The sequence below is a fragment of the Jujubicoccus corallicola genome (genome assembly GCF_047345645.1).
Classification (GTDB): Bacteria; Pseudomonadota; Alphaproteobacteria; order Rhodobacterales; family Rhodobacteraceae; genus JBLEFH01.
The window spans coordinates 269802-288936 of record NZ_JBLEFH010000001.1 but is presented as its reverse complement, the minus strand read 5'-3'; the positions used below and the strand labels follow the sequence as shown (position 1 = coordinate 288936).

21 protein-coding genes are annotated in these 19135 nt (G+C 63.9%); 17 read left to right on the top strand and 4 right to left on the bottom strand.

The features are described from left to right. The first annotated feature begins 122 nt into the window (after window positions 1–122). From ACMA5I_RS01390 to ACMA5I_RS01340, 11 genes are all read left to right on the top strand, one after another. Entirely contained in the window at window positions 123–683 is a 561-nt protein-coding gene (locus ACMA5I_RS01390; RefSeq protein WP_525884430.1) for a NifU family protein, read from the top strand. Beyond that, on the top strand, window positions 673–1305 hold the full coding sequence (tsaB, locus tag ACMA5I_RS01385; protein ID WP_525884429.1) for a tRNA (adenosine(37)-N6)-threonylcarbamoyltransferase complex dimerization subunit type 1 TsaB: 633 nt from the start codon (window positions 673–675) through the stop codon (window positions 1303–1305). The genes ACMA5I_RS01390 and tsaB overlap by 11 nt, the downstream gene beginning before the upstream one ends. Beyond that, window positions 1302–1718 carry a ribosomal protein S18-alanine N-acetyltransferase gene (gene rimI, locus ACMA5I_RS01380; protein WP_525884428.1) on the top strand — a complete coding sequence of 139 codons (417 nt, stop codon included), beginning with the start codon at window positions 1302–1304 and terminating at the stop codon, window positions 1716–1718. The genes tsaB and rimI overlap by 4 nt, the downstream gene beginning before the upstream one ends. 116 nt (window positions 1719–1834) lie before the next feature. Continuing rightward, complete coding sequence (locus tag ACMA5I_RS01375; RefSeq protein ID WP_525884427.1) at window positions 1835–2839, top strand: BMP family lipoprotein; 1005 nt, start codon at window positions 1835–1837, stop codon at window positions 2837–2839. Continuing rightward, window positions 2839–4419 (top strand): ABC transporter ATP-binding protein, encoded by a 1581-nt coding sequence (locus ACMA5I_RS01370; RefSeq protein WP_525884426.1) that lies wholly within the window; start codon window positions 2839–2841, stop codon window positions 4417–4419. The genes ACMA5I_RS01375 and ACMA5I_RS01370 overlap by 1 nt, the downstream gene beginning before the upstream one ends. Beyond that, window positions 4416–5519 (top strand): ABC transporter permease, encoded by a 1104-nt coding sequence (locus ACMA5I_RS01365; RefSeq protein ID WP_525884425.1) that lies wholly within the window; start codon window positions 4416–4418, stop codon window positions 5517–5519. Before ACMA5I_RS01370 ends, ACMA5I_RS01365 begins: the two co-directional genes overlap by 4 nt. Then, window positions 5519–6154, top strand: coding sequence for a LysE family translocator (locus tag ACMA5I_RS01360; RefSeq protein WP_525884424.1), 636 nt, complete (start codon window positions 5519–5521; stop codon window positions 6152–6154). The genes ACMA5I_RS01365 and ACMA5I_RS01360 overlap by 1 nt, the downstream gene beginning before the upstream one ends. Next, window positions 6154–7116, top strand: a complete 963-nt coding sequence (locus ACMA5I_RS01355) for an ABC transporter permease (protein WP_525884423.1) — start codon at window positions 6154–6156, stop codon at window positions 7114–7116. Before ACMA5I_RS01360 ends, ACMA5I_RS01355 begins: the two co-directional genes overlap by 1 nt. Further along, complete coding sequence (locus ACMA5I_RS01350; RefSeq protein WP_525884422.1) at window positions 7117–7917, top strand: purine-nucleoside phosphorylase; 801 nt, start codon at window positions 7117–7119, stop codon at window positions 7915–7917. 78 nt (window positions 7918–7995) lie between these two features. Beyond that, the gene (locus ACMA5I_RS01345; RefSeq protein ID WP_525884421.1) at window positions 7996–8907 is read left to right on the top strand and encodes a sulfite exporter TauE/SafE family protein; all 912 of its coding nucleotides are present in this window, start codon (window positions 7996–7998) and stop codon (window positions 8905–8907) included. After that, complete coding sequence (locus ACMA5I_RS01340) at window positions 8904–9668, top strand: TIGR02186 family protein (RefSeq protein WP_525884420.1); 765 nt, start codon at window positions 8904–8906, stop codon at window positions 9666–9668. The genes ACMA5I_RS01345 and ACMA5I_RS01340 overlap by 4 nt, the downstream gene beginning before the upstream one ends. Window positions 9669–9677: 9 nt before the next feature. On the opposite strand, the gene ACMA5I_RS01335 is transcribed toward ACMA5I_RS01340, so the two are convergent. From ACMA5I_RS01335 to ACMA5I_RS01320, 4 genes are read right to left on the bottom strand one after another with little or no spacing between them, the layout of a single operon-like run. Beyond that, window positions 9678–10154 carry a c-type cytochrome gene (locus tag ACMA5I_RS01335; protein WP_525884419.1) on the bottom strand — a complete coding sequence of 159 codons (477 nt, stop codon included), beginning with the start codon at window positions 10152–10154 and terminating at the stop codon, window positions 9678–9680. Window positions 10155–10173: 19 nt separating this feature from the next. Then, complete coding sequence (fghA, locus tag ACMA5I_RS01330) at window positions 10174–11013, bottom strand: S-formylglutathione hydrolase (RefSeq protein WP_525884418.1); 840 nt, start codon at window positions 11011–11013, stop codon at window positions 10174–10176. Then, window positions 10991–11494 carry a GNAT family N-acetyltransferase gene (locus ACMA5I_RS01325; protein WP_525884417.1) on the bottom strand — a complete coding sequence of 168 codons (504 nt, stop codon included), beginning with the start codon at window positions 11492–11494 and terminating at the stop codon, window positions 10991–10993. Before ACMA5I_RS01325 ends, fghA begins: the two co-directional genes overlap by 23 nt. Beyond that, entirely contained in the window at window positions 11494–12606 is a 1113-nt protein-coding gene (locus ACMA5I_RS01320) for an S-(hydroxymethyl)glutathione dehydrogenase/class III alcohol dehydrogenase (RefSeq protein ID WP_525884416.1), read from the bottom strand. The genes ACMA5I_RS01325 and ACMA5I_RS01320 overlap by 1 nt, the downstream gene beginning before the upstream one ends. A 184-nt stretch (window positions 12607–12790) precedes the next feature. Between ACMA5I_RS01320 and ACMA5I_RS01315 the strand changes: the two genes are divergently transcribed. From ACMA5I_RS01315 to ACMA5I_RS01290, 6 genes are read left to right on the top strand one after another with little or no spacing between them, the layout of a single operon-like run. Next, on the top strand, window positions 12791–13252 hold the full coding sequence (locus tag ACMA5I_RS01315) for an NADH-quinone oxidoreductase subunit NuoE family protein (protein WP_525884415.1): 462 nt from the start codon (window positions 12791–12793) through the stop codon (window positions 13250–13252). Continuing rightward, a complete protein-coding gene (locus tag ACMA5I_RS01310; protein ID WP_525884414.1) occupies window positions 13249–14775 on the top strand; it encodes a formate dehydrogenase beta subunit in 1527 nt (508 codons plus the stop codon). Before ACMA5I_RS01315 ends, ACMA5I_RS01310 begins: the two co-directional genes overlap by 4 nt. Further along, complete coding sequence (gene fdhF / locus ACMA5I_RS01305) at window positions 14772–17621, top strand: formate dehydrogenase subunit alpha (protein ID WP_525884413.1); 2850 nt, start codon at window positions 14772–14774, stop codon at window positions 17619–17621. The genes ACMA5I_RS01310 and fdhF overlap by 4 nt, the downstream gene beginning before the upstream one ends. After that, window positions 17621–18442 carry a formate dehydrogenase accessory sulfurtransferase FdhD gene (gene fdhD, locus ACMA5I_RS01300; protein WP_525884412.1) on the top strand — a complete coding sequence of 274 codons (822 nt, stop codon included), beginning with the start codon at window positions 17621–17623 and terminating at the stop codon, window positions 18440–18442. Before fdhF ends, fdhD begins: the two co-directional genes overlap by 1 nt. Then, window positions 18432–18650, top strand: coding sequence for a formate dehydrogenase subunit delta (locus ACMA5I_RS01295; RefSeq protein WP_525884411.1), 219 nt, complete (start codon window positions 18432–18434; stop codon window positions 18648–18650). Before fdhD ends, ACMA5I_RS01295 begins: the two co-directional genes overlap by 11 nt. After that, window positions 18647–19120, top strand: coding sequence for a hypothetical protein (locus tag ACMA5I_RS01290; protein WP_525884410.1), 474 nt, complete (start codon window positions 18647–18649; stop codon window positions 19118–19120). The genes ACMA5I_RS01295 and ACMA5I_RS01290 overlap by 4 nt, the downstream gene beginning before the upstream one ends. Window positions 19121–19135 lie beyond the last annotated feature (15 nt).

Sequence of the window (19135 nt, the reverse complement as noted above, 5' to 3'; positions counted from 1 at the left end):
CACAGTCAGTCTCGCGGCGCTTTTCCATCATGCACGGAGATAGCGCCCAAGGTTTAACAAAGCGTTTCGCTTGACTCGCCCGTCCCTGCGCCCCAAATAACCTTCAAAGAAAGGCCGATGCGATGTTTATTCAAACTGAGTCCACTCCGAACCCCGCGACGCTGAAATTCCTTCCGGGTCAAGACGTTCTGTCCACCGGGACGGCGGATTTCCCGAGCAAGGAGAGCGCATCCACCTCGCCGCTCGCGCAGCGTATTTTCGCTTCGGCGGATGTGACGGGCGTGTTTCTCGGCCCGGATTTCGTGACCGTGACCAAGGGTGACGCAGCGGAATGGGCGCATATCAAGCCCGCGATCCTTGGCGCGATCATGGAGCATTTCCAGTCCGGCGCGCCGGTGATGGAAGGCGAGAGCGGCACGGTCGATCATGCTGAACACACTGGCCCGGACAAGGAAATTGTCGATCAGATCAAGGACTTACTCGACACGCGCGTCCGCCCTGCCGTCGCGCAAGATGGCGGCGACATCACCTTCCACGGTTTCGAGCGCGGCGTTGTCTATCTGCATATGCAAGGCGCCTGCGCGGGCTGCCCATCCTCGACCATGACGCTGAAAATGGGGATCGAAAATCTCCTGCGCCACTACATTCCCGAGGTTGCCGAGGTCCGGCCCGTTGGCGTCTGACCCGCTGATCCTCGCCTTCGACACATCGGCCGCGCATTGCGCGGTCGCTTTGCTTTGCGGGGAGGCGGTTCTCGCGGAGCGCCGCGCCGAGATGCAAAAAGGGCAGGCCGAAGCGCTGATGCCGATGATTGAAGACGCGCTCCAAGGCCATGATTTAAAAGACCTGACAGCGATTGGCGTCGGGATCGGCCCCGGCAATTTCACCGGCACGCGCATCGCGGTCGCGACGGCGCGCGGTCTGGCGCTGGCGCTCGATATTCCGGCGATCGGCGTGACCAGTTTCGAAGCGCTGGCCCATGACGCGCCGCCGCCCTGCGCGGTGTCGCTCGATGCGCGTGGCGGATTTGTTTATGCACAGGTTTTTGGGGAAACGGCCTGGGGTCCGGAGTTGATGACTCTGGAGGACCTTCGTGCGTGTGATCTTCCGGACACGCATCTCGGCGCGGCAGCTCCGGCCCTTGCGGGCGGCGAGATGGGGACGGCCTTCCCGGACCCGGTCGCCATCGCCAAGATCGCCCAAACCCGGCTCAACCAACCCCATATCCCGCCCGCGCCGCTCTATCTGCGCCCGCCTGACGCGGCGCTTCCCTCTGAGCCGCCGCCGACCATTCTGCCCGCATGACCCCGGAAAGAATGGCAAAAATCCACGCGGCCTGTTTCACCAAACACCCGCGCCCGTGGTCCGCGGCGGAAATCGCGAGGCTGCTCGATCAAATCGGTGTCGAAGCGCTCCATGCTCCCAACGGCTTTGCGATCACACGGAAAATTGCGGATGAGGCGGAGCTGCTGACCATCGCCGTCGCCCCCGAGGCGCAGCGTCAGGGGATCGCTCGGCGGCTCCTCAACCAAGCCCATCAGACCCTCGCGGCCCAAGACGTCGCGCAGATCTTCCTCGAAGTCGCGGAGGACAACGCCCCTGCTCACGCGCTCTACACGGGCTGCGGCTATCGCGAGACCGGCCGGCGCCGCGATTATTACGGCGCTGGAAACAGTGCGCTGATCCTCATGCGCCCGCTCTCCCCTGACGGCGCGTAACCCCTTGCCCCCTTGACCAAACCCGGCAATTTCGCCTTTATAAATGGGTGGAAGGTCAGGCTTTTTGCCATGGCCCATAAATTAGGCGGCGCGAAGCCGCGAGAACGGGGACGATTATGAAGATTCTTTCTCTTATGGCGACAGTTGCGACTGTCGGTCTGGCCAGCACCGCATTTGCGCAAGACGCAGCGGAGCCGGCGCTGATTTTCGATATGGGCGGTAAGTTCGACAAAAGCTTCAACGAAGCGGCCTATATGGGCGCTGAGCGCTACAAGGAAGAGACCGGCCAGTCTTACCGCGAATTCGAGATGCAGTCCGAAGCGCAGCGTGAGCAGGCCCTCCGCCGCTTTGCTCAGGCTGGCAACAACCCGATCGTCGTGACCGGCTTCTCCTTTGCCGAGCCGCTGAGCGCGATTGCCCCGGAATTCCCGGACACCAATTTCGTCATTATCGACGCGGAAGTCGATCAGCCGAATGTCCGTTCGGTGGTGTTCTCCGAGCATGAGGGCTCCTTCCTCGTCGGCCTTCTGGCGGCGATGAAGTCGGAAAGCGGCAAGGTCGGCTTTGTCGGCGGCATGGACATCCCGCTGATCCGGAAATTCGCCTGCGGCTATGTCGAGGGTGTAAAATACGCCAATCCCGATGCGGAGATCTTCCAGAACATGACCGGCACCACCCCGGCGGCGTGGAACGACCCGGTGAAAGGCACCGAGCTTGCGACCTCGCAGATCGAGCGCGGCGCGGATGTGATCTATCACGCAGCGGGCGGCACGGGTCGCGGCGTTCTGCAAGCGGCAAATGATGCGGGTGTTTTCGGGATCGGCGTCGACTCCAACCAGAACGCACTCTATCCCGGCCATGTGCTGACCTCGATGGTCAAGCGCGTCGATGTGGCGGTTCAGGAAGCCTTCCAGGATGGCGCTGATGGCGGCGAGTTCGAAACCGGCACAGTGGTGCTTGGCCTCGCCGAGAACGGCGTCGATTACGCGCTCGATGACAACAACACCGATCTCATCACCGAAGAAATGAAAGCCGCTGCGGAAGAGGCCCGCGAAGGCATCGTCTCGGGTGAGATCGAGGTCCACAACTATTACGACGACGACAGCTGCCCGGTTTCGTAATGGCAGCGGATATGCAGCAGGGGGCCGGGACATCGGCCCCCCTCGCCCTTGAACTTAAAGGTATTTCCAAGAGCTTTGGCCCGGTCAAAGCCAATCAGGATATTGATTTGCAGGTCCGCAAAGGGACCATCCACGGCATCGTTGGCGAGAACGGGGCCGGGAAATCGACGCTCATGTCGATCATTTATGGATTTTACAGCGCCGATAAGGGCGACATTCGGATCAACGGCCAAAAGGTCGAAATCAAGAATTCCGACGACGCCATCGCTCATGGCATCGGCATGGTGCACCAGCATTTCATGCTCGTGCAGCCGTTTACCGTTTTGGAAAACATCATTCTGGGCGCGGAGGACGGGCGGATGCTGCGGCCTTCGCTCGCCAAGGCGCGCGACCGGCTGAAAGAGCTGGCTGAGGAATATGAGCTGCGTGTCGATCCCGATGCGACCGTCGGCGATCTCTCCGTCGGGATGCAGCAGCGGGTCGAGATCCTCAAGGCGCTCTACCGCGAGGCCGATATTCTCATCCTCGACGAGCCGACCGGGGTGCTGACCCCGACCGAGGCCGACCACCTCTTCCGCATACTTGAAGGGCTGAAGAATGAGGGCAAGACCATCATTCTCATCACCCACAAGCTGCGCGAGATCATGGCCGCGACCGATACCGTCTCCGTCATGCGGCGCGGCGAGATGACCGCGACCGTCGAGACCGCCTCCACCTCGCCCGCCGAACTGGCGGAGCTGATGGTGGGCCGCGAAGTGCTGTTGCGGGTGGACAAGGCGCCCGCCCAGCCGGGCGAAGTCGTCCTTTCGGTCGACAAGCTGCGCTGCGTCAACTCGGCAGGGGTCGAGAAGCTGCGCGGCATTTCCTTCGATCTGCGCAAGGGCGAAATCCTTGGCGTGGCCGGGGTTGCCGGGAACGGGCAGTCGGAACTGCTCGAAATCCTTGCGGGCATCCGTGAAGCCGCGGGCGGCACGATCAATTTCGAGGGGCAAACCCTTGATCTGACAAACATCTACAACGCCGATGACCGCCGCAAGGTCGGCATCAACCACGTCCCGGAGGACCGTCACCGGCGCGGCATGATCATGCCTTTCTCCGCGTGGGAGAACGCCAGTTTCGGCTATCACGATCACCCCGACTACCAAACCGGGCCGGGCCTGCTCGACATTGGCAAGATGAAACGGGTCGCCGAGCAGCGGATGGAGAATTTCGACGTCCGCCCCCGCGACATCAATCTCAAATCGGCCAATTTCTCGGGCGGCAACCAGCAAAAGCTCGTCATCGCCCGAGAGATCGAGCAGAACCCCGATCTCCTGCTCGTCGGCCAGCCGACTCGCGGCGTCGATATCGGCGCGATCGAATTTATCCACAAGGAGATCATCAAGCTGCGGGACGAGGGCAAGGCGATCCTGCTGGTCTCGGTCGAGCTTGAAGAAATTCTCGGCCTGTCGGACCGCATCATGGTGATGTTCGACGGCCGCATCTCCGGCATTGTCGATGCCGCGACCACCGATGAGGGCGAGCTTGGCCTCCTCATGGCCGGGATCGACGACGACCAACCGAATGAGGCGCACGCATGAGTTCCGTTCTGCCCCGTTGGGCCGATGTCATCCTGATCCCGCTCCTGTCGGTCATCATCGCCTTCACCGTTGCCGGTCTGGTGGTGCTGATCATCGGCGAAAGCCCGTGGGAAGCCGTGAAAATCATGATCCAGGGCTCCCTCGGTTCCGATTACGGGATCGGCTACACCCTTTATTTCGCAACGAATTTCATCTTTACGGGTCTTTGCGTCGCCATCGCCTTCCACGCCTCGCTTTTCAATATCGGCGGCGAGGGTCAGGCGGCGATTGGCGGGCTCGGCGTGGCGCTGATCGGCCTCACGCTCGACCAGACAAGCTGGCTCATCACCCTACCGCTCACCATCATCGCCTCCGGCGCAGCGGGCGCGGCATGGGCCGCGATCCCGGCCTATCTGCAAGCCAAACGCGGCAGCCATATTGTGATCACAACAATCATGTTTAACTTCATCGCCGCCGCGCTGATGGTCTATCTGCTGAACGATGTTATCAAAGCCCCCGGCAGCCAGTCGCCGGAAACCCGCCGTTTCGCCGAAGGCGCACAGCTTCCACGCATGGACGAAATGGCCGCATGGTTCGGTATCTCTATCTCCCGCTCGCCGCTGAACATCTCGTTCTTCGTGGCGCTGCTGGCCTCGCTTTTCACATGGCTCTTCATCTGGCGGACCAAAACCGGCTATGCGCTCCGCGCCTTCGGCCAGTCCGAACCCGCCGCGCTTTATGCCGGGATCAACCCGATCCGCATCACCATGATCGCCATGCTGCTCTCGGGCGCGATGGCCGGGATGATGGCGCTCAACACCGTGATGGGCGACCAGCAACGCCTCCTCGCCGACCATGTGCAGGGCGCGGGCTTCGTCGGTATCGCCGTGGCCCTGATGGGCCGCTCGCATCCGGTCGGGGTGATCCTCGCCGCGATCCTCTTCGGCATCCTCTACCAAGGCGGCGCGGAGCTGTCCTTCATGATGCCCTCCATCCCCAGTCAGATGATCCTCGTGATTCAGGCCCTCGTGATCCTCTTCGCGGGCGCGCTGGAAAACATGGTCCGCTTCCCGTTGGAGCGCCTGTTCATCATGTTTGGCCTCAACAAGAGGGTCGAGTGATGGATATGCTTCTCCCCTATCTCGCAGGTTTCGGCGCGGCCTACGCCATTCTGCTGGTCGCAGTGCTGTCGCCCGGCCCGGCGGTGGCGTTGATCCTCGGCGTGTCCATGTCGCAGGGCCGCCAAGCCGCGCTTGTCTGTAGCCTCGGCGTGGCCTCAGGCGCGCTCCTGCTCGCCGTCGCCACCAATCTCGGCCTCGGCGCGCTACTCACACAGGTCGCTTGGGCCGCCGTCGCCGTCAAAATCGCGGGCGCAAGCTATCTCGCATGGCTCAGCCTGAAATCCTGGCAAAAGGCGCTGACCCCGCCCGCCGTCACCCCGGCAACCGTCGCCCATCACAGCCTGCCGAAAAACTGGCTCATGGGCTTCTTGATGCAGATCACCAACCCGAAAGCCATCGTGTTCTGGCTTGCGATCTCATCGGTCGGCGCGATTACCGGCGCTCCTGCGCCCGTGGCGGGGCTTTTCTTCCTCGGCGCTTTCGCCATGTCGCTCGCCGGGCATGGGGCCTATGCCATCCTGCTCTCGTCCTCCCCGATGCGCGCCGCCTACAACCGCGCGCGCCGCTGGATCGAAGCCGCCCTCGGCACCTTCATGGCCTATATGGCCGTTCGCATGGCAACGGAGCGCGTCTGATGGATTACGCAAGCCTTCTGCAACTCGCCGACTCCACGATCCGCCTCGCGACGCCGCTGCTGATCGTCTGTCTCGCGGGCCTCTTCTCCGAACGGGCCGGGATCTTCGACATCGGCCTTGAGGGCAAGATGCTGGCCGGGGCCTTCATGGCCGCCGCCGTCGCCTATGTCTCGGGCAATGCGTGGCTGGGCCTGCTCGCCGGAATGGGCGCGTCGCTCTTCCTCGGGCTGATCCACGGCCTCGCCTCGATCACCTTCCGCGGGCAACAGATCATCTCCGGCGTGGCGGTCAACTTCCTCGCCTCGGGCCTCACGGTCTTTATCGGGCAAAACTGGTTCCGGCAGGGCGGTCAAACACCGCAAGTCACCTCGGGCCGCTTTTCCACGATCACCCTGCCCTTCGCCAACGCGCTGAGCGATGTGCCCGTGATCGGCCCGCTCTATCAGCAAGTGATCTCCGGCCATTCGATCCTCGTCTATGCCGCCTTCCTGCTCCCGGCGATCAGCTGGTGGGTCCTCTTCCGCACCCGCTTCGGCCTGCGCCTGCGCGCGGTTGGCGAGAACCCCGGTGCGGTCGATACCGCAGGCGTCTCCGTGACCCGCCTGCGCTATTCCTCCGTTATCATCTGCGGCCTGCTCTGCGGCATCGCGGGGGCGTATCTGTCGACCTCCATGGGCGCGGGTTTCGTCCGCGAGATGACCGCGGGCAAAGGCTATATCGCCCTCGCGGCCCTCATCTTCGCCAAATGGCGGCCCTGGCCCGCCCTTTTCGCCTGCCTGCTCTTTGGCCTGCTGGAAGCCATCGGCATCCGCTATCAGGACCTCAATATCGGCGGCGTCCGCGTCCCGGTGCAGTTCATGCAGGCCCTGCCCTATATCCTGACCGTCATCATCCTCGCGGGCTTCGTCGGCAAGGCGATCCCCCCGAAAGCGGGCGGTCGTCCCTATGTGAAGGAGCGGTAAATGCGCGGGTCCGATCTACGCGATTTCGTTCAGGAACAGACCGGCAAGGAGCCGGTGCGCGTCGGCCTCGTCCTCGGCTCCGGCCTTGGCGGGCTGGCGGACCGGGTCGAGGGGCTGGCGATTGACTATGCCGACCTGCCCGGCTTCCCCCATGCGGGCGTCTCCGGCCACAACCCCAAGCTGGTGATCGGCACGCTCGAAGGCGTCCGCGTCGCCATCTTCGGCGGAAGGGCGCATTATTATGAAAGCGGCAAGCCCGATGTGATGCGCGCCCCGCTGGAGCTGCTGCAATCGCTCGGCGCGGAAAGCCTGCTGCTGACCAACTCCGCCGGATCGCTCCGCGAGGATCTGCCGCCGGGCAATATCATGGCGCTGTCCGATCACATCTCGCTCTTCGGGCAGAACCCGCTAATCGGCGAGAAAACCGACAAACGCTTCGTCAACATGACCGAGCCTTATGACCCGGACATCCGCGCCGCGCTCCATGCGGCGGCGGAGGCGGAAGACGTCACATGCGGGGATGGCGTTTACGCATGGTGCACCGGCCCGTCCTTTGAAAGCCCGGCGGAAATCCGGATGCTCAAAACCCTCGGCGCGGATGCGGTCGGCATGTCCACCGTGCCCGAAGCGATCCTTGCACGGTTCCTCGGCCTGAAGGTCGTCGCGGTTTCTGTGATCACAAATATGGGCGCGGGCATGGCCGCCGAAAATATCAGCCACGAACAGACCAAGGAAATGGCGCCCATCGGGGCGGCGAAACTCGAAAAAGTCATCCGCCGCTGGCTGCGCGACATGGCCTAGGCCTTCCCGCAGCGCAGCATTTGCGGTTAACCTTATCGCAAGCCTCGCGGGTTACACCGCCCCAATTGCCGGAGCGCCATGCCAATTTACCTGCCCATAGCTGAAATCTCGGTGGATCTCTTCGTGATCCTCGGTCTCGGCGCGGTTGTGGGGGTGATGTCCGGCATGTTCGGCGTCGGCGGCGGGTTTATCCTGACGCCGCTCCTCTTCTTTATCGGTGTGCCGCCCGCCGTGGCGGTCGCGAGCCAGACAAATCAGGTCGTCGCCAACTCCTTCTCCGGCGTGCTTGCGCATCTCAGGCGCGGCGCGGTGGACCTCAAAATGGGCACCGTCCTGCTCATCGGCGGCCTGATCGGCTCCTTCTTGGGCGTCCGCCTCTTCTCCTATCTCGAACGCATCGGCCAGATCGACCTCTGGGTCAGCCTCGGCTATGTGCTGCTACTCGGCATTATCGGCACGATGATGTTTGTCGAGAGCCTCAAAGCCGTGCGCAATATCGGCAAGGCGCATAAGAAACCGAAGCGAAAACGGGGCTGGGTCCATGCCGTCCCGTATAAAATGCGCTTCCGCCGCTCGCAGCTCTATATCTCCCCGATCCCGCCCGCGCTGATCGGCGCCGCCATCGGCTTTATCGCCGCCATGCTCGGCGTCGGCGGCGGGTTCATCATGCTCCCCGCAATGATCTATATCCTCGGGATGCCCACCAATGTCGTGATCGGCACCTCGCTCTTCCAGATCCTCTTCGTGACCGGCTTCACCACGGTCCTCCACGCGACCAGCACGCAAACGGTCGATGTGGTCCTCGCCATGCTGCTCATCATCGGCGGGGTGATCGGCACGCAAATCGGCGCGCGGCTCTCGGGCATCCTGCGGCCCGAATATCTGCGCCTGATGCTCGCCGTTCTGGTGCTTGGCATGGGCCTCAAACTCTTCGCCGATCTGGTGCTGACCCCGTCCGAAATGTTTGAACTGACGCGGGTCTCGCCATGATCCGCCTGCTGCTCTTCCTCGCACTCGCCCTCCCCGCCTTCGCCCAGCCGAGCCGCCAGACGCAAAGCAATATCGTGGTCGGCCTCAGTCAGGAGGACGTGTCCATCACCACGGATTTCTCCGGCTCGCAGATCTATGTGTTCGGCGCCGTGCGCAATATCGAGGGCGAGGGCAATCTCGATGTGGTCGTGACCGTGCAAGGCCCCTCAACCCCCGTGATCGTCCGCCGCAAGGAACGCAATTGGGGCATCTGGATGAACGGGCAAGCGGTCGAGGTGGACCAGGCCCCCAGCTTCTATGCCGTCGCCGCGACCGAGCCGATTGGCGATCTGCTCACCAATACCGACGATCTGCGCTACCGGATCTCGCTCAAAAACGCGATCCGCATGATCGGCGCGCCGCTCCATGTCGATGATATGCGCGTCTTTACCGACGCCGTGCGCGATGTGCGGACCCGCCAGGGCACCTACCGCGAACTCGATACGCCGGTCGTCCTGCGCGAGCAAACCCTGTTCGACACGGCGATCGACCTGCCCGCCAATCTCATCGAGGGCGATTTCACCGTGCGGATTTTCCTGCTGCAAAATGGCCGGGTGATCGCCAATCACGCCGAGGATCTGCCGGTGCGCAAGGTCGGGCTGGAGCGCACGCTCTACAACCTCGCCAACGAGCGGCCCTTGCTTTACGGGTTGCTCGCCATCGCGCTGGCGCTGGCGGCGGGTTGGACCGCCTCCGAAGTGTTCCGCTGGATCAGACGGTAAGAGGGTAGATCACTCCGCCGGCTCTTCCTCCGGCGTCTCCGCACCCGCTTCGCCGCTTGCCTCCGGGACGAAATCCGGCGAGAAACTCGCCAGATAAGCGATCATCGCGTCCCGCTCTTCCTGCTCCCGCAGCCCGACAAAGACCATCTTCGTGCCCTCCACCAGATCCCGCGGCTTTTCGAGATAGGCGTTCAGCAGATCCGGCGTCCACACCGGGTTTTCCTCCGCAAAGGCCAGCATCCCCGGCGAATAGCCCGGACTATCGGCAAACGCCTCACTCGCCGCCACCGGCCCGCCGACCATCCCATTCAGCGCCGGACCCGAACGCTTCTGCGCATCCTCACCCACCATGTGACAGGCGCGGCATTTGCGAAACTGCGCCTCGCCCTCCTCGATCAGCGCGGGATCGCTGAAATCCTGCGCAAAGCTCGGGATGGCGAGAAGGCTCAGCGCGGTGGCCGCGCGGGTAAGAGAGGCGAGGTTCATGGGGCGACTCCTTTGAGGCTCAGGACAGCCGGGCAGCGTGCCAGGCGATATGATCCTTGGCGAAACTTGAAATAAAATCATAGGAGTGGTCGTAACCCGGTTGCAAGCGCACGACTCCGGGCATTTTAACTTTCGCCATCGCCGCACTCAGCGCCCAGGGCCGCAGAAGATCGTAAAACTGGTCCGCCGTGCCCTGATCGACGAGCAAATCGCCCGTCCACGCCCCGCTTTCAATAAGATGTGAGGCATCGTGGTCCTTATGGTCCTCCGCCTTGCCGCCGAGATAGCCGGTCAATTGCTTCTGCCCCCACTCGGACTCCGTCGGGTTCGCAATCGGCGCGAAGGCCGAGACGGTTGCGTAAAGCTCCGGGTGGCGACAGGCCAGCGTGATCGCCCCATGCCCGCCCATGGAATGCCCGAAAATGCCGTGATTGGTGAAGGCAAACTCCTTGTCCATCAGCTTGCGCAACTCCTTGGTGATATAGCTTTCCATCTGGAAATGCGCGGCCCATGGGGCCTCCGTCGCGTCCACATAAAAGCCCGCGCCCTGCCCCATATCGTAAGCCTCATCATTGGCGACGTTCTCACCGCGCGGGCTGGTGTCGGGGTAGATCACCGCCAGCCCGGCCTCGGCGGCATGGTCCTGAAACCCCGCCTTGGTGAAGGCGTTCTCATGGGTGCAGGTCAGCCCCGAGAGATACCACAAAAGCGGCACCGGCCCGGTTTCAGCGGCGGGCGGCAGGTACAGCCCGAAGGTCATCTCGCTGCCGAGCATCTTCGACTGATGCGTCATCACAAGATTGCGGCCACCCGCGCGGCGGTTTTCGGATTTGATCTCAAGACCCATCGGTCCCTCCATTCAGCTTGCGGAACATGACCAGCGCATCGACATAGCCATGGTCAGGATGATCGAACGCTTCGGGCAGGCGGCAGAGCGTTTCAAACCCCGCCCGCTCCCAAAGCCGGATCGCGCCCTGATTGGTGGACACGACAAAGTTGAATTGCATGGCGCGAAACCCGTCCGCCGTCGCGCCCTCCAGAACCGCATCCAGCAGCCCTTGCGCCACGCCCTTGCCGCGCGCGGCGGGCGCGGTGGCAAAGCTGGCATTGGCCACATGCGCGCCGCCGCCAGGACGGTTCGCGCCATAATGGGCGGTGCCAAGAACCGCGCCGTCCTCCTCCGCGATCAGCACGGTCCAGCCGTCGCACCAGTCCGCCAAAGCGGCGTCGCGCGAAATATCGCGGGGGATGCAATAGGTCGCCCCCTCACGGTAAACCGGCTCCAGAACAGACCAAAGGGCGTCCCCATCGGACGCCCTATACGCGCGGATCGAGACCATTAATACTCGACCACCGCCCGGATCGACTTGCCCTCATGCATCAGATCAAAACCGTGATTGATCTCGTCGAGCTTGAGTTTATGGGTGATCATCGGATCGATCTCGATCTTCCCTTCCATATACCAATCGACGATTTTCGGCACATCGGTCCGCCCGCGCGCGCCGCCAAAGGCCGTGCCGCGCCAGCTTCGGCCGGTCACAAGCTGGAAGGGCCGCGTCGAGATTTCCGCCCCCGCCGGTGCCACGCCGATGATGATCGACTGACCCCAGCCCTTATGGGCACATTCCAGCGCATCGCGCATCACCTTCACATTGCCCGTCGCATCAAAGGTGTAATCCGCGCCGCCTTTGGTGAGGTTCACCAGATAGGGCACCAGATCGCCCTCGACCTCCTTGGGGTTCACGAAATCGGTCATGCCGAAATGCTCCGCCATCTCGCGCTTGGAGTCGTTGAGATCCACCCCGACGATCTGCCGCGCGCCCGCAAGGCGCAGCCCCTGAATGACATTGAGCCCGATCCCGCCAAGGCCGAACACCACCGCGCGCGAGCCGATCTCGACCCCGGCGGTATAGATCACCGCGCCGATCCCCGTGGTCACGCCGCAGCCGATGTAACAGACCTTGTCAAACGGCGCGTCCTCACGGATTTTCGCGACCGCGATTTCCGGCAACACCGTGTAATTCGAGAAGGTCGAGCAGCCCATATAGTGATGGATCGGATCGCCATCGAGCGTCGTGAACCGGCTCGTCCCGTCGGGCATCAAGCCCTTGCCCTGCGTCTCGCGGATCGACTGGCAGAGATTGGTTTTGGGATGAAGGCAATACTCACACTCGCGGCATTCCGGCGTGTAGAGCGGGATCACGTGATCGCCTTTCTTGAGGCTCGTCACCCCTTCGCCGACTTCCACCACAACGCCCGCGCCTTCATGGCCGAGGATCGCCGGGAACAGCCCCTCGGGATCGTCGCCCGAGAGGGTGAAGGCATCCGTATGGCACAGCCCGGTGGCCTTGACCTCGATCATCACCTCCCCGGCTTTGGGGCCGTCGAGATTGACGTCAATCACCTCAAGCGGTTTGCCAGCTTCAAAAGCGACGGCTGCACGGGTTCTCATGGGCTTTCTCCCTCTGCTTGCCCCGGCCTGCGCCGGATGGCTTGGAAATTTGCGACCGCCCTTTGGGCGGGCCATGAAAACCATTGCCTAGGACGCAAGGCCCATGCAACCCTGACGGAAGCGCTGCCGCAAATTTTGCATAAAAATGCCGCATAGAGAGAGCAGCCAAGCAAGGGAGGCCCGCGTGACGCAGATCCCCAGCGAGGAGGACATCACCGCCATCTGCGCCGGTCATGCCGACGCGCCCGATGCCTTGCTCGAAATTTTCCACGACATCCAGCTTCAGTTCGGCGCGGTGCGCGAGGCGGATCTGCATGTCATCGCCCAGCGGCTCAACCGCAGCCGGGCGGAGATTTACGGCGTTCTGAGCTTTTATCACGATTACCGCCGCGAACCCGCGGGGCCGGTGGTGGTGAAACTTTGCCGCGCCGAAGCCTGCCAGTCCGTCGGAGCGCTGGCGCTGATCGAAGAGATCTGCGCCGCGCGCGGTGCGGCGCTTGGAGAGACCGCGAACGGCGTGACACTGGAGCCGGTCTATTGCCTCGGCAATTGCGCCCTTGGCCCGGCGGCGCTGGTCAATGACCGGCTGATCGGGCGGCTCACCCCCGCGCGGCTCGACGCGGCGATTGCGGAGGCGCAGGCATGATTATCTGGGTGCCCAGCGACTCCGCCGCCCGCTCGGTCGGGGCCGACGCCGTCGCCGCCGCCCTCGCCAAGGCCGCGCCGGATGCCACGATCCGCCGCAACGGCACGCGCGGGATGCTCTGGCTGGAGCCGCTGGTCGAGGTGGAAACGCCCGAAGGCCGCGTCGCTTACGGTCCCGTCACGCCCGAGGATGTGCCGGGGCTAGTGGACGCGATCCAATCGGGCGGCGACCACCCCCTCGCCCATGGCCTCACCGACAAGATGGACTGGATGACCCGCCAGGAACGGCTCACCTTCGCCCGCGTCGGGCTGATCGACCCGCTGGATCTCGACGCCTACGCCGCCCATGGCGGGCTCGCGGGCCTCAAGGCAGCACTCCAGACGGACCCCGCCGAGATCTGCGCCACCCTCAAAACCTCCGGCCTGCGCGGGCGCGGCGGCGCGGGCTTTCCGGCGGGCATCAAATGGGACACCGTCCGCCAGCAACCCGGCGCCGAGAAATACATCGCCTGCAACGCCGATGAGGGCGACAGCGGCACCTTCGCCGACCGCATGGTGATGGAGGGCGACCCGTTCATGCTGCTCGAAGGCATGGCCATCGCGGGCCTCGCCACGGGGGCGGAAACCGGCTTCCTCTACATCCGCTCGGAATACCCGGACGCGATTGCCCGCATGAACGAAGCCGTCGCGATCATGGAGAACGAGGAATGGCTCGGCGCGGATATCGCCAAGACGGGCCGCCCCTTCCGCGTGAAAATCCGCACCGGCGCGGGCGCCTATATCTGCGGCGAGGAGAGCGCCATGCTCAACTCCATCGAGGGCAAACGCGGCACCGTACGCGCCAAACCCCCGATCCCGGCCATCGCGGGCCTTTTCGGCGCGCCCACCGTGGTCAACAACGTGCTGACCCTCGCCACCGTTCCGCTGATCCTCGCCAAGGGCGCGGACGCCTACGCCAGCTACGGCCTCGGCCAATCCACCGGCACACAGCCCTTCCAACTCGCCGGAAACATCAAACGCGGCGGGCTGATCGAGAAAGCCTTCGGCGTCTCCCTGCGCGAGCTGATCGAGGATTTCGGCGGCGGCACCCTCTCGGGCCGCCCCTTCCGCGCGGCCCAGCTTGGCGGCCCGCTCGGGGCCTATGTCTCCGCCGCCATGCTGGACCTTCCCATGAGCTATGAGACTTTGGCCGCAAACTCTGCTATGCTTGGCCATGGCGGCATCACCGTTTTCGATGACACGGTCGACATGGCCGAAATGGCCCGCTTCGCGTTCGAATTCTGTGAAATCGAGAGCTGCGGGAAATGCACGCCCTGTCGGGTGGGGGCAACGCGCGGCCGAGAGACCGTCGAAAAGATCATCCAAGGGGGTGATGTCGCTCGCAATATCGCCCTCGTGGAGGATTTGTGCGAGGTGATGACAGATGGTTCACTCTGCGCCATGGGCGGGCTGACCCCGATGCCGGTGCGCTCGGCCATCCGCCTGTTCCCCGAGGATTTTGAGACCGCAGGAGGCCAGCCATGACCTATCAGCGCCAGCCCGATCTCGGCACCCCGGCCCGCAAGGGCGCGGAGGTGTCGCTCATCATTGACGGCCAAAGCGTCACCGTGCCCGAAGGCACGTCCATCATGCGCGCCGCGGCGATGATCGAGCGGGACATCCCCAAACTCTGCGCCTCCGATATGATGGAAAGCTGGGGCTCCTGCCGCATGTGTCTGGTAGAGATCGAGGGCGTCAAAGGCACCCCCTCAAGCTGCACCACCCCGGTCCGCGAGGGCATGGTCGTCCGCACCCAGACCCAGCGGCTGGAGCGTCTGCGCAAGGGGGTGATGGAGCTCTATATCTCCGACCACCCGCTCGACTGCCTCACCTGTTCGGCCAATGGCGATTGCAATTTGCAGGATGTGGCCGGGCAAGTGGGCCTCCGCGAAGTCCGCTACGGCATGGAGGGCGAGAACCATTTCGACGTGGAGAGCAAAGCCGCGCCGGACCTCTCCAACCCCTATTTCCAATATGACCCGAGCAAATGCATTGTCTGCTCGCTCTGCGTGCGCGCCTGCGAGGAGGTCCAGGGCACCTTCGCGCTCACCATCGAAGGGCGCGGGTTCGACAGCCGCGTCTCCGCCGGCACCGGGGCCGATGATTTCTTTGGCTCGGAATGCGTCTCCTGCGGGGCCTGCGTCCAGGCCTGCCCGACCGCCACACTGATGGAAAAATCCGTCGTGGATCACGGCATCCCGCGCCGCACGGTCGAGACCACCTGCGCTTATTGCGGCGTCGGCTGTTCCTTCCGCGCCGAAATGCAGGGCGAGGAGGTCATCCGCATGGTGCCCTCGAAAACCGGCGGCGCGAATGAGGGGCATAGCTGCGTCAAAGGCCGTTTCGCCTTCGGCTATGCCACCCATAAGGACCGCCAGACGGAGCCGATGATCCGCGAGGCAATCACCGATCCTTGGCGCAAGGTCAGTTGGGACGAGGCCATCGCCTTCGCCGCCGACCGGTTCAAGGCGATCCAAAACCAGCATGGCCGCGCCTCCATCGGCGGCATCACGTCGAGCCGCTGCACCAATGAAGAAGTGTTCGTTGTCCAGAAGATGATCCGCGCCGCCTTCGGCAACAACAATGTCGATACCTGCGCGCGGGTTTGCCATTCGCCGACCGGCTATGGCCTCTCGCAAACCTTCGGCACCTCCGCCGGGACGCAGGATTTCAAATCCGTCGATCAATGTGACGTGATGCTGCTCATCGGCGCGAACCCGACGGACGCGCATCCCGTCTTTGGCAGCCGCATGAAAAAGCGGCTCCGGCAGGGCGCGCAGATCATCGTGGCGGACCCGCGCCGCATTGATCTCGTCAAATCCCCCCATATCGAGGCGGCCCATCACCTCCAGCTCAAACCCGGCGCGAATGTGGCGCTGATGAATGCGCTCGCCCATGTTGTCGTGACCGAGGGGCTGGTCGATGAAGCCTTCGTCGCCGAACGCTGCGAGGCGAAAAGTTTCACTCTCTGGCGGGACTTCATCGCCGATCCGCGCCACGCCCCCGAGGCGGTTGAGGAGGCCACCGGCGTCGGCGCCGAGCATATCCGCCTCGCCGCCCGCACCTATGCCAAGGCGGGCAACGCCGCGATCTATTACGGCCTCGGCGTCACCGAACATAGCCAAGGCTCGACCATGGTGATGGCGATGGCCAACCTTGCCATGGCCACCGGCAATATCGGGCGCGAAGGCGTCGGCGTGAACCCGCTGCGCGGCCAGAACAATGTCCAAGGCTCCTGCGATATGGGCAGCTTCCCGCATGAGTTCTCCGGCTACCGCCATGTCGGCCTTGATGATGTGCGCAGCCTGTTTGAGACCGATTGGGGCGTGCCGCTCGACCCCGAGCCGGGCCTCCGCATCCCCAACATGTTCGACGCCGCCCTCGACGGCTCCTATCGCGGCCTTTTCGTGCAGGGCGAGGACATCGCCCAGTCCGACCCCAACACCGCCCATGTGCAAGCGGCGCTGGAGGCGCTGGATTGCCTCGTCGTCATGGACCTGTTCCTCAATGAGACCGCCGCCTTCGCCCATGTCTTCCTGCCCGGCACGTCCTTCCTCGAAAAAGACGGGACCTTCACCAATGCCGAGCGCCGCATCAACCGCGTGCGCCCGGTCATGGCGGAGAAATCCGGCCTCAGCGAATGGGAAGCCGTCTGCCGCCTTTCCCGCGCCATGGGCTACGACATGCACTATGCCAGCGCCTCCGAGATCATGGACGAGATCGCCCGCCTCACCCCGACCTTTGCGGGCGTCAGCTTCGACCGGCTCGACCGCGAAACCCTGCAATGGCCCGTCAACGACGCGCACCCGGACGGCGCGCCGATCATGCATGTGGACGGCTTCGTGCGCGGTGAGGGCCAGTTCATGCTGACCGAATTCGTCCCGACGCCGGAGCGGACCACGCGCTTCTACCCGCTGATCCTGACTACGGGCCGCATCCTCAGCCAGTATAATGTCGGGCAGCAAACCCGCCGCACCGAGAACAGCCAATGGCACGAAACCGACGAGCTGGAGATCCATCCCTTCGACGCCGAAGAACGCGGGATCGCCACCGGCGACATGGTCTCCATCGGCAGCCGCATCGGCACCACGACGCTCCGCGCGCGGGTCTCGGACCGGATGCCGCAAGGCGTGGTCTACACGACCTTCCACCACCCCCTGTCCGGTGCGAATGTGATCACAACCGAGAATTCCGACTGGGCCACCAACTGTCCCGAATATAAGGTGACCGCCGTGCAAGTGACGCGCTCCAACCAGCCCTCGGACTGGCAGACCAGGCGCGAAGAAATGGAAGAGACCCATTACGGGATCGACCTTCCGGCGGCGGAGTGATGCTCGACAAGTCCGACAAATCGATTCATTCACCCTATGCCAGGGGTCGGGTTTTAACCGCGGAGGGCGGAAACATACCGACCGGTTGGTATGTTTCCGAGGAAATGCCGGTCGCGATCTTAACGAACGGGCAACGCTTCGCGGTGATGATGGCGACCCCGGCGGACCTTGAGGACTTCGCCCTCGGCTTCGCGCTGTCCGAAGGCTTGGTGCCTTCCGCGGAGGTTCTGACGGATGTGAAAATCGCCGAAGCGGCGGATGGTTGGCTGGTCAATCTGAAGGCCGACCCGGAGATTTTCACCGCCGCCGAAGACCGCCGCCGCCGCATCGCGGGCCGGTCGGGCTGCGGGATCTGCGGGGCGCAAAGTCTCGACGCAGCGGTGCGGCCCGCGCGGGCTGTGACCGGCGCCCGGCCCACAGTTGCCGCCATCCTGCGCAGTTTCGACGCGCTGCGCGAGGCGCAGGAGATGAAGGCTCTCAACCATTCCGTCCACGGCGCGGCGCTGTGCAACGGCTCGGGCGAGGTCCGGCTGATCCGGGAGGATATTGGCCGCCATAACGCCCTCGACAAACTCATCGGCGGGGCCCTGCGCGCGGGCGGGCCGAAGCCCGGCGATTTCGTGACCCTGTCGAGCCGGGTGAGCGTCGAGATGGTGCAGAAAGCCGCAACCCTCGGCACCCCGCTTCTGGCCGCGATCTCCCCGCCTAGCGCGCTGGCGCTACGGCTGGCTGCGGATGCAGGGCTGGCCATCGCCGCACGGGCCAAGGGCGATGTGATGCTGTTCGATCCCGCCCAGTTCGGAGCCGCTGATGAAGCCTGACCACCTTGTCACCATGGCCAACCAGATCGCGGATTTCTTCGCCGCTTATCCCGAAACGGAGGCGGTTGACGGGGTCGCAGGCCATATCGAGAAATTCTGGGACCCCCGGATGCGGGCCGCGATGGCGGCGCATCTCGATGCGGGCGGCGACGGGCTGACCCCGCTGGCGCGGCAAGGGGCGGAGAAGCTGCTGGCGCAGGCCAAGTGAGCGCCCGCGCCGCCGCTGCGCTGGCGTGGATTGTTTCCGAAATCGAGGCGGCGGGCCTCCCCTATCAAATCGTCGGCGGCCTCGCGGCGCGCGCCTATGGGGCGACGCGGGCTTTGCATGACATTGATCTTTATGTGCCTTTCGAGGGCGACCGCGACTTTATCGACAGCATCGCGCCGAGCATCATCTGGGGGCCGGAGACGCTGGTCGAAGGCCCATGGTCGCTAACTTATGTTAAGCTCGATCATGCAGGCCAACGGATCGAGATTGGCAGCCCGGACCGCCTCGCCCTTCGAGACGGACGGACCGGCGCTTGGATGCCGCAAGAGATTGATTTCGCAAGTTCCGTGCGGCGGGAGGTTTTGGGCCAAACCGTCTGGGTCATGCCGCGCGCGGCGCTGATCGCTTACAAGACGATCCTGCACCGGGACGTGGATCTGGACGATATCGCCGAGATCTCACGACCCTAGAGGGGGCCGCAGCCC